Origin of the sequence: Saccharopolyspora gloriosae, assembly GCF_014203325.1 — a bacterium.
GTDB lineage: Bacteria > Actinomycetota > Actinomycetes > Mycobacteriales > Pseudonocardiaceae > Saccharopolyspora_C > Saccharopolyspora_C gloriosae.
Window position 1 is genome coordinate 6,639,900 of sequence record NZ_JACHIV010000001.1, and the last position, 13,361, is coordinate 6,653,260.

Here is a 13,361-nt window from a genome sequence, read left to right on the forward strand (position 1 = left end):
CAGCACGGGAGGTCGCGTTCCGCGTGGCCTCGCCCGGTCATGGCCGGGCGGGGTCGGGTCCGCACCCGCACCGCACGCCGGTGCGGGACGGCAGCGAAGTGAGAGGAGGGGCGCCCGGTGAGTGCCAGGGAATGGCTCGACAAGGACTTCTACGGCGAGCTGGGCGTTTCGTCCGACGCGACGACCGACGAGATCAAGAAGGCCTACCGGAAGCTGGCGCGGGAGAACCACCCCGACGCCAACCCCGGCAACAGCAAGGCCGAATCGAAGTTCAAAGCCGTCTCCGAGGCGTACGGGGTGCTGTCCGACCCGGAGAAGCGCAAGCAGTACGACGAGGCGCGCCGCCTGTTCGGCAGCGGCTTCGGCGGCGGTCAAGGCGGGTTCGGGGGCTTCGGCTCCGGAGCCGGCGCCGGTGGCGCGGGCGGGTTCGACCTGGGTGACCTGTTCGGCGGCGGCGGGCCTCGGCCCGGTGGCGCCGGAGCGGGCGCGGGCGGGCTCGGCGACCTGTTCGGCGGGTTGTTCGGCGGTGGCGGCGCGGGCCGCCGCGGTGGCGGGTCCACCGCGAGCAGGCCGCAGCGCGGCGCGGACGTCGAGACCGAGGTCCGCATCGACTTCGCCGAGGCGGTGCGCGGCGCGACGGTGCCGCTGCGGCTGTCCAGCCCGGCCACCTGCCTGACCTGCCACGGCTCGGGAGCGAAGGCCGGTACCCGGCCGCGCACCTGCAGCACCTGCTCCGGCGCGGGTCTGGTGACCCGCAACCAGGGGGCGTTCGCGTTCAGCGAGCCCTGCCCGGACTGCCGCGGCAAGGGGCAGATCATCGACGACCCGTGCCCGGACTGCCGGGGCGAGGGCGTCGCCACCCGGTCCCGCACGTTGACCGTGCGCATCCCGGCCGGCGTCAACGACGGGCAGCGCATCAGGCTGGCCGGTCAGGGCGAGCCGGGGCGCAACGGCGCGGCGGGCGGCGACCTTTTTGTGGTCGTGCACGTCAACGCGCACCGGGTGTTCGGACGATCCGGTGATGATCTCACGGTGACCGTTCCGGTGACCTTCCCCGAGCTGGCGCTGGGCACTACTTTGACCGTGCCGACCCTCGACGGGAAGGTCTCGCTGAAGGTGCAGCCCGGTACCGCAAGCGGGCGGACGCTGCGGGTGCGTGGCAAGGGCGTGGGCCGGAAGACCGGCAGCGGTGACCTGCTGGTCACCCTGCAGGTCGTCGTTCCGTCCACTTTGGACGATTCGGCGGCCGAGGCGCTGCGGTCCTACGCGGAGGCCACGGCGGAGCACGATCCGCGTGCGGAGTGGGACGAGCTGCTCGGGAGGTAGGCATGGGTGACGGTCCACGCAGCGCTCGGCTGAACGTGACGATCGGTTTCCCACCAGGGGCCAACGAGGACTCACCGGTGTTCGTGATCTCCGTGGCCGCGGAGCTCTCCGGGTTGCACGCCCAGACGCTGCGCAGCTACGACCGGCTCGGCCTGGTCTCACCGGGCCGCACCCCGGCGGGCGGGCGGCGCTACTCGGCGCGGGACATCGCGCTGCTGCGCGAAGTGCAACGGCTGTCCCAGGAGGAAGGCGTCAACCTCGCCGGGATCAAGCGCATCATCGAGCTGGAGAACGAGGTCGACGCGCTGCGCGACAAGGTGCAGGGCCTGATGGACGAACTCACCGCCGCCTACGCGTCGGTCGAGCAGACCGCGGCCCGGGTCCACGCCTCGTACCGCCGGGACCTGGTGCCGGTGCACCAGGAAACGGCCCTGGTCGTCTGGAAGCCGGACTCCCGCCGCCGCTGACGAACAGCGCCCCGCCGTGCTCGCCCGAGCGACGGCGGGGCGCTCGTCAGTCCAGCGCGAACGGGTCGTAGTGGATCTGGTCCAGCGGAACCCCCGTGACCAGCAGTTTCGAGACCGTGGCCCGGACCATCGCGGGCGAGCCGCTGATGAGCACCTCGTGCCGGGACCAGTCGTGGCGGGCCACCGCTTCGGCGAGCGTGCCCTGCTCGGCGCCGGTGGCGGCCTGGTCGTCCTCCAGCACCGGGGTCACCGTGAACCACGGATTGGTCATCGCCACCCGCTGCAGGTTCGCCAGGTCGTAGAGGTCCTCGCGGGTGCGGCCCCCGTAGTACAGCCGGACCTGCGGGTTCTCGCCGTACTGCGCCAAGTCCTCGACGATCGACCGCATCGGCGCGAGCCCGGTGCCCCCGGCGATCATCAGCACGTCCCGCTCGTTCTCGCGGTCCACGTGCAACTGCCCCATCGGTGAGCCGATGCGCCACCGGTCGCCGCGCTGGGCGTGCCCGACCAGCGCGCGGCTGACCCAGCCGCCGTCCACAGTGCGGACGTGGAACTCCAGGACGCCGTCGTCGCCCGGCTGGTTCGCGGGGGTCAGGTAGCGCCACAGCCGCGGGCGCTGAGGCACTTCGACGCTGACGTACTGCCCGGGGTGGTAAGGCACCGGGTAGTCGGTCTGCACCCGGATCACCGCCAGGTCGCGGGTCAGCCGGGTGTGGCCGATGACCTCGCCGTCGTACCAGGCGGGCCCGTTGTCCTCGTTGGCCGCGCTGATCATCGCGGTGGCCAGCACGGTGTACGCCTCGGCCCAGGCCCGTTCGACCTGCTGGGTCCAGTGCGTGCCGGAGTGCTTCTTGATCGCCGCGAGCAGCGCGGTGCCCACCGCCTCGTAGTGCGCCGAGACCACGCCGAACTTGCGGTGGTCCCGGCCGAGCTGGTGCAGGAAGGGCAGCAGGTCGTCGGGGCGGTCGATCATCTGGATGATGTGCACCAGCGCCCGCATCAGCCGGTCGCGCTGGGATTCCATGTTGGCGGCGAACAGCTCGCGGGTGTTCGGCGCGATGCTGAACAGCATCGCGTAGAAGAACCGGGCCACCTCGTCGGAGCGCGCCTCGACACCCGCCCAGCTTTCCCGGATCAAGTGGACCATCTGGCTCGCGCGTTCCGGCGTCGGCCGGTTCGGGCGGGGCCCTGGGCTCAGTACGGCGTTCGCTGACATGGTTCGGTCGTGGTCTCCACGAAGTCGGGTGGCATCCGGTCAGGTGCACACTGCTGCTGGCATTTGATGTCCCCCGACGTGCAGGACCATAACGCCTCGTCGTGCTTTCACACTATTGATGCCACTTTTGCGGGCGTTTCGACTACTCCCGGTCGATCATCCTGGATATGTAGCGGGGAAACCTGCATCTGATGGTGTGGATCTCACGGTGCGCATGACACTGTGTGCGCGTGCGCCCCGAAACTGACACCGCCTATGCCGCTGCGGACTCCGCCGGAGCCGGCGCGGACGAAGCGTTCCGGCGCGAGCCGAGCCACCCCGGCCCGGACGCCGATGAGCGGGACGCGGCCGACCTGCCCGGATCCGCGGGCGAGCACCTGCTGCAGAACGCCTACGGGACCGAGAAGCGGGCCCGGCGCTTCTACGATGACCAGGTCCTCGACCACCTCAACGACCGGATGCGCGAGTTCATCGGCCGCATGGAGATGGCGTTCGTGGCCACCGCCGACGGGCACGGGGAGTGCGACTCCAGCCTCCGCGCCGGACCGCCCGGCTTCATCGAGGTCCTCGACGACCGCCACCTCGCCTACCCCGAGTACCGCGGCAACGGCGTGCTCGCGAGCCTCGGCAACATCAGCGAGAACCCGCACATCGGCATCCTCATGGTCGACTTCGCCGAGGACCTGATCGGACTGCACGTCAACGGCGCCGCGCGGATCGTCGAAGACGCCGAGCTGCGCGAACTGCACCCCGACCTGCCCGTGGAGTTCGACCGCGGCCGGACTCCCGAGCGCTGGGTGGTCGTCGAGGTCGAAGAGGCCTACATCCACTGCCGCAAGCACATCCCGCGGATGGTCCCGGTGCTGCGCAAGCGCAGCTGGGGCACGGACGACCCGCAGCGCAAAGCCGGGCACTACTTCGTCTCGAAGTGACCCCGCGGCGAGTGCTCCGCGCCGGGAGGCCCACCCCTGGGGAACGGGGCACCGAGCCCTAGGGACACTGGTGGGGCGCGGGAAGCATCGCGCCACATGCACCGACGGCGGGCGGAGAGTGCCGTGATCGAGCGGATCGAGGCGCCGGCGGACGGTCCGGCCACGAGCTCCGGCAGGACGCAGGACCGGGAACGGCGAGGCGCGGCCGAAGCGGTCGAACGCGAACTGGTGATGATGTTCCGGCGCGCCCGCAACTTCTCGATGACGGTGGCCTCGCAGGTGCACCCCGACCTCGACCCGGCCTCCTACAGCCTGCTGCTGATGGTCGACGACGCGGGCTCGCTGCGCGGCATGGACGTCGCCGACCGCACCGGCCTGGACAAGTCGACGGTGAGCAGGCAGATCGCGACGCTCGTGGAGCTGGACCTGCTGGAACGCGTGCCGGACCCGGACGACGGCCGGGCCCGGCGCATCCAGCTGTCCGCGTCCGGGCGTTCGCGGCTGGCCCAGGTCCGCAAGCAGCGGCGCAAGCACATGCACGGCGAGTTCGCGCACTGGTCCACCACGGACCTCCAAGACCTCTCCCGCCTGCTGGCCCAGCTCAACCGGATGTTCTGAGCGCGGCGACGTCGATTCCGCCGCGGCCGGGTGCCTTCGGGGCGGTCCGCGCCACACCGTTCTGTCGGCCCGTGCGCGAGCGGCGGGCGCCTGGTTCTCCCTGCCGGCCGCGGTGGCGCGTGCCACTCCCCAGTAAGTTGCCTTCTGCAACTAACATAATTATAGTTGCGTGCAGCAACTAAAGGAGTGGCTCGTGGGACCGACACCGGAGACGTGCAGCGAACTGCTGCGGCCCCTCCGTGCGCTGATGGGCCTCAAGCAGGTCGCGGTGCAGACCCTCAACCAACACGCCCAGACCGATCTGCCCTACGCGGCGACCGGACTGCTCGGCGAGCTCGTGCACTGCGGGGAGTCACGAGCCTCCGACCTCGCGGCGCACCGCGTCGTGGACGCCTCCGTGGTCAGCAGGCAGGTCTCCCAGCTCGAACAAGCCGGGCTGATCAGCCGTCGCGCCGACCCCCAGGACCGCCGGGTCTCACTGCTGCGCGCCACCGAGGAAGGCGAGCAGGCGCTGGCCCGCATCGAACAACACCGTGCCGAGTGGCTCAGCGACGCGCTGCGCGACTGGGACGAGACGAAAGTGCGCGACCTGGCCGAACTGCTCGACGTCGCCGCCGCCGACATCCGTCGCGCGGTGCTGCCCGAGCACCAGGCGCCGCACGCCGACACTTCGCACCTGGCCGTCGCCCGGCCGGTGCCCGCCGATGACCGACGCTCCGCTGCGTCGTCGCAGAAAGGAATTCGATGACCCGCTCGACGATCGGCGAAGCCGCGCCGGCGAGCTCAGCATCGACCGGCCGCTCGCTCGGCCGCTCCGACGCAGGACAGGACGGCGGTCGCCACCAGGTCGCCTCCGACTCGCCGATGACGCATCGCCAGATCCTGGAGGCCATGTCCGGGCTCATGCTGGCGCTGCTGGTCGCCATCCTGAGCTCGACCATCGTGTCCAACGCGCTGCCGCGCATCCTCGCCGACCTCGGCGGCAGCCAGAGCCAGTACACCTGGGTGGTCACGGCGATGCTGCTGACCTCCACGGCCTCCACCCCGATCTGGGGCAAGCTCTCCGACCTGTTCAGCAAGAAGATGCTGTACCAGATCGCGATCACCGTGTTCACCGTCGGCTCGGTGCTGGGCGGCTTCGCGCAGACGATGCCGCAGCTCATCGGGTTCCGCGCCGTGCAGGGCATCGGCATGGGCGGGTTGCAGGCGCTGATCCAGGTCGTGATCGCCGCCATGGTCTCGCCGCGTGAGCGCGGTCGCTACAGCGGCTACATCGGCGCGACCTTCGCGGTGGCCACCGTCAGCGGTCCGCTGGTCGGCGGGCTCATCGTGGACACCTCCTGGCTCGGCTGGCGCTGGTGCTTCTGGGTGACCGTGCCGATCGCGGTGATCGCGTTCATCGTGCTCGGCCGCACGCTGAAGCTCCCGGTGATCAAGCGGCCGGTGCGCATCGACTGGTTCGGCGCGCTGTTCCTGGTCGGCGGGGTGAGCCTGCTGCTGGTGTGGGTCTCGCTGGCGGGCAAGCAGTTCCCCTGGGCCTCGCCGGAGACCGCGGCCTACGTCGGCGGCGGGGTGCTCGCGCTGATCATCGCGGTGATCATCGAGTCGAAGTTCCCCGAACCGATCGTGCCGCTGAGCATGTTCCGCAACCCCACGGTGACGCTGGCGACCATCGGCACCATCGCGGTCGGCACCGCCATGTTCGGCGGGTCGGTGTTCCTCGGGCAGTACTTCCAGATCGCCCGCAGCTTCAGCCCGACCCACGCCGGGCTGATGACGCTGCCGATGGTGCTGGGGCTGTTCCTGTCCTCCACCATCTCCGGGCAGATCATCTCCCGCGGCAGCGGCAAGGTGAAGCCGTTCCTGATCTTCGGCTCCATCGTGCTGGTGGCGGGCATGGGTCTGCTCGCGACCATGGACCACACGACGAACCTGGTGCTCGTCGGCGTGTACCTGGCGATGATGGGCATCGGCGTCGGTTCGCTGATGCAGAACCTGGTGCTGACCGTGCAGAACGTCACCACCGGCAAGAACGTCGGTTCGGTGACCTCGGTCGTCACGTTCTTCCGCACGTTGGGCGGCTCGGCGGGCGTGTCCGTGCTCGGCGCGGTGCTGGCCGCGCGGGTCACCGACTACGTCAACGAGGGCCTCGCCAAGATGGGCGTGCCCACCGGGACGGGCGGGGGCAGCGGTTCGCTGGACGTCGGCGCGCTGCCCGGCCCGATGCAGGAGGTCGTGCGCGCCGCCTACGGCGACGCCATCGGGGACATCTTCTTCGTCTCCGCCTGCATCTCGGTGATCACCTTGCTGGCCGTGGTGTTCATCAAGGAGGTCCCGCTGCGCAGGACCATCGAATCCCAGGACGAAGTGCTGGCCGAAACTGTGGACAACCAACCGCTTCCTGTGGACAACTCGGTCGGGCAGCAGACCGCGACGCTCACTCGCCAGAGTGGTTCCGCGCAGCTTGCGGGGGTGCCGCACGCGGGCGCCCCACACTTCGGCGAGCCTGTGGACAACTCTGTGGGCAACCACTCCCGCCCCTGGTCAACGACGCCCGCGTCGAACGGCCACGGCTCCGCGGGACGCCACCTGGCCGGCGACCTCGCCGACGGCGGCGCCGACGGCAGCGGACTGTTCGTGCACGGCTCGGCGCAGGACTCCTCGGGCAATCCCGTCGCCGGGGTGGTGCTGACGCTCACCGACTCGCTCGGCAGGCAGGTCGAACGAGCCCGCACCGACCACGACGGCGGCTACCGGCTCGACCTCGCCCGCGGCGGCACCTACGTGCTCATCGCCGCGGCGGGCACCTACCAGCCGACCGCCTCGATGGTGGTGGTCGGCGACCGGCCGGTGCGCCACGACGTGCGGATGTTCGGCTCCGGCGGAGTCGCGGGCGTCGTGCGCTGCGGGGACCGCGAGATCGGCGGCGCCACCGTGGTGCTCACCGACCTGCGCGGTGAGGTCGTGGGCTCCAACGCCACCGGTGAGGACGGGCGGTACGCGTTCACCGACCTCGTCGGCGGCTCCTACGCGCTGACCGCGACCGCCGAAGGGTTCCGCCCCGTCGCGACCCCCGTGGTCGTCGCCGACGGCGAATCCACCGCGCTCGACGTGGCGCTGCGGACCGGTGCGGCGCTGACCGGCGTCGTGCGCTCGGCGAACCTCGGCCACCCGGTGCCGGACGCGCGGGTCACGCTGCTCGACGCGAGCGGCGAGGTCGTCACGGCGGTCACGACCGACGCCGACGGCACCTACGCGTTCACCGACCTGCCCGACGGCGACTACACGGTCATCGCCACCGGCTACCCGCCGGTCGCGACGCCGCTGCGGCTCGACGGGCAGCGCACCACGCACGACGTCGAGTTGGGGTACTGAGCATGACCGCGGTCCAGGACGGCAACAGCGACGTGGGCGCCGTGACGGCGACCGTGCGCACCGGGGACGGCTGGCCGGTGCCGGGAGCGGCGCTGACGCTCATCGACGGCGGCGGCGCGCAGGCGGCGCGGGCGCAGAGCGGGGAGGACGGCGTGGCCGTCGCCACCGGGATCGCGCCCGGCTCCTACACCGCGATCGTCTCCACGCTCGGCTACGAACCCGTCGCCCGCACCGCGCTGGTGCGCGGCGGGCAGGACGCCGCGCTCGGCGTGCTCGAACTGCGCCGGGCCGGGGGCACCGAACCGCCCGCGCCGGGGCGGTGGGAGATCGACCCGGTGCACTCGTCGATCCGGGTCAGCGCCCGCCACCTCGGCATCACCAGCATCCACGGGCGGTTCACCGAGTTCAGCGGCGACGTGTCGATCGGCGACCCGATCGAGACGACGGGCGTGTCGGTGCGGATCGACGCGGCCAGCGTCGACACCGCCAACGCGCAGCGCGACGCGCACCTGCGCCACGCGGACTTCCTCGACGTCGAGCGGTATCCGGAGATCACCTTCACCGGCACCGGGCTGCGGCCCGCCGGCGGCGAGCGCTGGGAGCTCACCGGGGACCTCACGCTGTGCGGCGTGACCAAGCCGGTGGTGCTGGACACGCACTACGCGGGCGTCGGCCCGGACCCGTGGGGCGGTTCCCGCGCCTCCGCCTCGGCGACCACCGAGTTGCGGCGGGAGGACTTCGCGATGACGTTCAACCAGGCGCTGCGCACCGGCATCGCCGCGATCGGCACGACGCTGCGGGTCGACATCGACATCCAGGCCGTCCAGCAGGACTGACGCACCACCCACCACGAGAGGGGCCGTCCGCCACCACGGCGGACGGCCCCTCGTGTCGTCGGGCGGCGGACGTCAGCCGATCTTCTCCGCTTCCTCCCGCTCGACCGGGGCGACCTCGCCGGTGCGCAGCTTCTCGCGGAAGCTCTTGAGCTCCCGCTTCACCACCGGCAGCAGCAGGTACAGGCCGATGATGTTGAACAGGGCCAGCGCGAACAGCACCGCGTCGGCGAAGTTCAGCACGCTGGTCAGCGTCAGCACCGAGCCGATCACGGTGCTGATGCAGAAGATCACGTTGTAGGTGATCTCCTTCGCCTTGCTCTTGCCGAACAGGAACAGCCAGGCGCGCTGGCCGTAGTAGCCCCAGGTGATGATCGTGGAGATCGCGAACAGCGCCACGGCCAGCGTCAGCACGTACGGGAACCACGGCAGCACGGTGGCGAACGCGTCGGAGGTGACGATGACGCCGTCCGGGGCCTCACCGCCGTTGAGGACGTCCTGCTGCGCGCTGGTCCAGAACTCCGTCTTCGCGATGACGATGGTCAGCGCCGTCATGGTGCAGACGATCACGGTGTCGACGAACGGCTCCAGCAGCGCGACGAAGCCCTCGGTGACCGGGTGGCGGGTCTTGACCGCGGAGTGCGCGATCGACGACGAGCCCAGTCCGGCCTCGTTGGAGAACGCGGCGCGCTGGAAGCCGATGATGAGCACGCCGATCGCGCCGCCGAGCCCGGCGGCGGGGGTGAAGGCGCCGCTGATGATCTCGCCGAACGCGGCCGGGACCGAGGTGATGTTGACGCCGATCACGACCAGGCAGGCGCTCACGTAGATGATCGCCATCGCGGGCACGAGCTTGCTGGTGACGGCGCCGATGGACTTGATGCCGCCGATGATGACCACGCCGATCAGCGTGGCGAGCACGACGCCGAACACCAGGGCCGCGCCGTCGCTGGCGAGCCAGCCCTCGTCGCCGCCGGTGACGTTGCGCAGCTGCGCGAAGGTCTGGTTCGCCTGGAACATGTTGCCGCCGGCGATCCCGAAGAACAGGATCATGATCGCGGTGATCACCGCGAGCACCTTGCCGAGGCGGGCGCCTAGGCCGCCGGGGAACCGCTCGGCCAGGCCCTTGGGCAGGTAGTGCATCGGTCCGCCGGAGACGGTGCCGTCCTCGTGGATCTCCCGGTACTTCACGCCGAGGGTGCACTCCACGAACTTCGTGCACATGCCGAGCAGGCCGCACACGATCATCCAGAAGGTGGCGCCGGCGCCGCCGACGGTGACCGCCACACCCACGCCCGCGATGTTGCCCAGCCCGACGGTGGCCGACACCGCCGAGGACAGCGCTTGGAAGTGCGTGATCTCGCCGGGGTCGTCGTCGCGCGAGTACTTGCCGCGCAGCAGCGCGACCGACAGCCCGAGCGAGCGGAACTGGATGAAGCCGAAGGCGACGGTGAACACGGCCGCGGCGATCGCGAGCCAGGCCACGATCCACGGGAACGTGACGCCGAACAGCGTGAGCTCGCCGAACACGAGGTTCGAGAACCCGTCGGAGATCGGTTCGAAGACGGTGTTGATCGTGTCCTCGAGGGTGGAGAGGGGGCCGCTTTCAGCGGCGAGCACGTCGGTGTGCGCGGGTGGGCTCGTGAACGACGAGCCGAATGCGGGTGGCATGGCGGAAAGTTAGGCAATCGGACATTCAAGGCTCAATGCTTTTAGGGGATTCACTCGCCAATTGACACCTGATTTGAGACTGAGAGTGATCGAAGTTCGACCGAACGGGCGAGCGCATCGAGGCGCGCGGCCGAAGTGCCGCTCACGGCGCGAAAAGGATGTAAGCTTGAGCGAAGTAGGCTCAACTTTCCTGCCGGAGTCCTCGATCTCGTCGAGCCGGGGCTTGTGGCGGGTGTGCACGACGGAGGTTCGGCGCGAGCATGGTGTCTCGCGAGCGATGCCCTGGCGAGGTGGAGGAATGGACGCTTTCAACCCGACGACCAAGACCCAGCAGGCGATCTCCTCGGCGGCGCAGGCCGCCACGGTGGCCGGAAACCCGGACGTCGGTCCGGCCCGGCTGCTCGGTGCCCTGCTCGCGCAGGGCGACGGCATCGCCGCACCCCTGCTCCGCGCGGTCGAGGCCGACCCCGCGGAGGTCCGCCGCGAGGTGGAAGGGCTGATCAACGCGCTGCCCGCCGCCTCCGGCTCCACGGTCTCCGCGCCGCAGCTGTCCCGGGACGCGCTCAAGGCGGTGACCCACGCCCAGCACCTCGCGACCGAGATGGGCGACGACTACGTCTCCGCCGAGCACCTGCTGGTGGGGCTCGCCGCCGAAGGCGGGCAGGTCGGCGACCTGCTGCGCAGGCACGGCGCCACCCCGGACGCGCTGCGCGAGGCGTTCACCGAGGTGCGCGGCTCCGCGCGGGTCTCCAGCCCGGACCCGGAGGGCACCTTCAAAGCCCTGGAGAAGTACGGCCAGGACCTCACCGACCGCGCCCGCAACGGCGACCTGGACCCGGTGATCGGCCGCGACTCCGAGATCCGCCGCGTCGTGCAGGTGCTGTCCCGGCGGACCAAGAACAACCCGGTGCTCATCGGTGAACCCGGCGTCGGCAAGACGGCCATCGTCGAAGGCCTCGCGCAGCGCATCATCGCCGGCGACGTGCCGGAATCCCTGCGCGGCAAGCGCGTCGTCGCGCTCGACCTCGGCTCGATGATCGCGGGCGCGAAGTACCGCGGCGAGTTCGAGGAGCGGCTCAAGGCCGTGCTCAAGGAGATCACCGACTCCGCCGGTGAGGTCGTCACGTTCATCGACGAGCTGCACACCATCGTCGGCGCCGGTGCCACCGGCGAGGGCGCCATGGACGCGGGGAACATGATCAAGCCGATGCTGGCGCGCGGCGAACTCCGCATGGTCGGAGCGACCACGCTCGACGAGTACCGCGAGCACATCGAGACCGACGCCGCGCTGGAACGCCGCTTCCAGCAGGTCATGGTCGGCGAGCCCACCCCGCAGGACGCCGTGGCCATCCTGCGCGGGCTCAAGGAGCGCTACGAGGTGCACCACGGCGTGCGCATCACCGACGGCGCGCTGGTGGCGGCCGCGACGCTCTCGGACCGCTACATCACGGCGCGGTTCCTGCCGGACAAGGCCATCGACCTCGTCGACGAGGCCGCGTCCCGGCTGCGCATGGAGATCGACTCGCGACCGGTGGAGATCGACGAGGTGGAGCGCGCGGTGCGCCGCCTGGAGATCGAGGAGATGGCGCTGGCCAAGGAGTCCGACGCCGCCTCCGTCGACCGGCTCGCCACCCTGCGCGGCGAACTCGCCGACCGGCGCGAGCAGCTCTCCGGGCTCACCGCCCGCTGGCAGGGCGAGAAGGAGTCCATCGACAAGGTCCGCGACCTCAAGACGCAGCTGGAGCAGCTGCGCGGCGAGTCCGACCGGGCCGAGCGCGACGGCGACCTCGGCAAGGCCGCCGAGCTGCGCTACGGCCGCATCCCCGCGCTGGAGAAGGAGCTCGCCGCCGCCACCGAAGCGCAGAGCGAGCGCAAGGCGATGCTGCAGGAGGAGGTCACGCCCGACGACGTCGCCGACGTGGTCAGCTCCTGGACCGGCATCCCCGCCGGTCGGCTGCTCGAAGGCGAGACGGCGAAGCTGCTGCGCATGGAGGACGAGCTGGAGCGGCGCGTCGTCGGCCAGGCCGAGGCGGTGCGCGCCGTGTCCGACGCGGTGCGCCGCACCCGCGCCGGCGTCGCCGACCCGGACCGGCCCACCGGCTCGTTCCTGTTCCTCGGGCCCACCGGCGTCGGCAAGACGGAACTGGCGAAGGCGCTCGCCGGGTTCCTGTTCGACGACGAGCGGGCGATGATCCGCATCGACATGAGCGAGTACTCCGAGAAGCACTCGGTGGCCCGCCTGGTCGGCGCCCCGCCCGGCTACGTCGGCTACGACCAGGGCGGGCAGCTCACCGAGTCGGTGCGGCGCAGGCCGTACTCGGTGGTGCTGTTCGACGAGGTGGAGAAGGCGCACCCCGACGTGTTCGACGTGCTGCTGCAGGCGCTCGACGACGGCAGGCTCACCGACGGCCAGGGCCGCACGGTGGACTTCCGGAACACGATCCTGGTGCTCACCTCGAACCTCGGGTCGCAGGCCATCGCCGACCCGAACCTGTCCGAGCAGGAGCGCGACGACGCGGTGCTCTCGGTGGTGCGCCGCCAGTTCAAGCCGGAGTTCCTGAACCGGCTCGACGACATGGTGGTGTTCCACTCGCTCAACACCGAGGAGCTGACGTCCATCGTGGACATCCAGGTGGAGCGGCTGGCGCAGCGGTTGAGCGAGCGGCGGCTGACCTTGGACGTGCGGCCCGCGGCGCGGGACTGGTTGGCGCTCAACGGTTTCGACCCGGTCTTCGGCGCCCGGCCGCTGCGGCGGCTGGTGCAGTCGGCGATCGGTGACCAGCTGGCGAAGCAGCTGCTGGCGGGCGAGGTCCGCGACGGCGACAAGGTGCTGGTCGACGTGGCCGACGACAACTCGGCCCTCACGGTCGGCCCGGCCTGACCGGCGGGCGGTGGCGCAGCCGGACGCTGCGCCACCGCCCCG

At 70.9% G+C, this 13,361-nt stretch carries 10 protein-coding genes; 8 read left to right on the forward strand and 2 right to left on the reverse strand.

All coding sequences use genetic code 11. The features are described from left to right. Nucleotides 1–117 precede the first annotated feature (117 nt). Nucleotides 118–1,326, forward strand: a complete 1,209-nt coding sequence (gene dnaJ / locus BJ969_RS28875; protein WP_184484255.1) for a molecular chaperone DnaJ — start codon at nucleotides 118–120, stop codon at nucleotides 1,324–1,326. 2 nt (nucleotides 1,327–1,328) lie between these two features. Further along, nucleotides 1,329–1,793, forward strand: a complete 465-nt coding sequence (locus tag BJ969_RS28880; RefSeq protein ID WP_184484257.1) for a heat shock protein transcriptional repressor HspR — start codon at nucleotides 1,329–1,331, stop codon at nucleotides 1,791–1,793. Between the two features lie 46 nt (nucleotides 1,794–1,839). Here BJ969_RS28880 and BJ969_RS28885 read toward each other — a convergent pair whose 3' ends face one another. Then, a complete protein-coding gene (locus BJ969_RS28885) occupies nucleotides 1,840–2,940 on the reverse strand; it encodes a globin domain-containing protein (RefSeq protein WP_184484259.1) in 1,101 nt (366 codons plus the stop codon). 299 nt (nucleotides 2,941–3,239) lie between these two features. Between BJ969_RS28885 and BJ969_RS28890 the strand changes: the two genes are divergently transcribed. The 5 genes from BJ969_RS28890 to BJ969_RS28910 all read left to right on the forward strand — a co-directional run bounded on the left by BJ969_RS28890 (nucleotide 3,240) and on the right by BJ969_RS28910 (nucleotide 8,770). After that, on the forward strand, nucleotides 3,240–3,941 hold the full coding sequence (locus tag BJ969_RS28890) for a pyridoxamine 5'-phosphate oxidase family protein (protein ID WP_425503590.1): 702 nt from the start codon (nucleotides 3,240–3,242) through the stop codon (nucleotides 3,939–3,941). Between the two features lie 123 nt (nucleotides 3,942–4,064). Continuing rightward, entirely contained in the window at nucleotides 4,065–4,559 is a 495-nt protein-coding gene (locus BJ969_RS28895) for a MarR family winged helix-turn-helix transcriptional regulator (protein WP_343071652.1), read from the forward strand. Nucleotides 4,560–4,752: 193 nt separating this feature from the next. Further along, nucleotides 4,753–5,307: a MarR family transcriptional regulator gene (locus tag BJ969_RS28900; protein ID WP_184484263.1), complete on the forward strand. Its 555-nt coding sequence runs from the start codon at nucleotides 4,753–4,755 to the stop codon at nucleotides 5,305–5,307. 116 nt (nucleotides 5,308–5,423) lie between these two features. Continuing rightward, a complete protein-coding gene (locus BJ969_RS28905) occupies nucleotides 5,424–7,934 on the forward strand; it encodes an MFS transporter (protein WP_246458545.1) in 2,511 nt (836 codons plus the stop codon). A 2-nt stretch (nucleotides 7,935–7,936) separates the two neighbouring features. Then, the gene (locus tag BJ969_RS28910) at nucleotides 7,937–8,770 is read left to right on the forward strand and encodes a YceI family protein (protein WP_184484267.1); all 834 of its coding nucleotides are present in this window, start codon (nucleotides 7,937–7,939) and stop codon (nucleotides 8,768–8,770) included. 72 nt (nucleotides 8,771–8,842) lie between these two features. On the opposite strand, the gene BJ969_RS28915 is transcribed toward BJ969_RS28910, so the two are convergent. Beyond that, nucleotides 8,843–10,438 carry an alanine/glycine:cation symporter family protein gene (locus BJ969_RS28915; protein ID WP_184484269.1) on the reverse strand — a complete coding sequence of 532 codons (1,596 nt, stop codon included), beginning with the start codon at nucleotides 10,436–10,438 and terminating at the stop codon, nucleotides 8,843–8,845. A 298-nt stretch (nucleotides 10,439–10,736) separates the two neighbouring features. Between BJ969_RS28915 and clpB the strand changes: the two genes are divergently transcribed. Further along, nucleotides 10,737–13,319 (forward strand): ATP-dependent chaperone ClpB, encoded by a 2,583-nt coding sequence (gene clpB / locus BJ969_RS28920; protein WP_184484271.1) that lies wholly within the window; start codon nucleotides 10,737–10,739, stop codon nucleotides 13,317–13,319. The last annotated feature ends 42 nt before the right edge of the window (nucleotides 13,320–13,361 follow it).

What these genes read in the sequence shown, in the direction of transcription:
- clpB (WP_184484271.1), top strand. Translation starts at nt 10,737, where the DNA reads ATGGACGCTTTCAACCCGACGACCAAGACCCAGCAGGCGATCTCCTCG.
- BJ969_RS28885 (WP_184484259.1), bottom strand. Translation starts at nt 2,940, where the DNA reads ATGGTCCACTTGATCCGGGAAAGCTGGGCGGGTGTCGAGGCGCGCTCC.
- BJ969_RS28880 (WP_184484257.1), top strand. Translation starts at nt 1,329, where the DNA reads ATGGGTGACGGTCCACGCAGCGCTCGGCTGAACGTGACGATCGGTTTC.
- BJ969_RS28910 (WP_184484267.1), top strand. Translation starts at nt 7,937, where the DNA reads ATGACCGCGGTCCAGGACGGCAACAGCGACGTGGGCGCCGTGACGGCG.
- BJ969_RS28905 (WP_246458545.1), top strand. Translation starts at nt 5,424, where the DNA reads ATGACGCATCGCCAGATCCTGGAGGCCATGTCCGGGCTCATGCTGGCG.
- BJ969_RS28915 (WP_184484269.1), bottom strand. Translation starts at nt 10,438, where the DNA reads ATGCCACCCGCATTCGGCTCGTCGTTCACGAGCCCACCCGCGCACACC.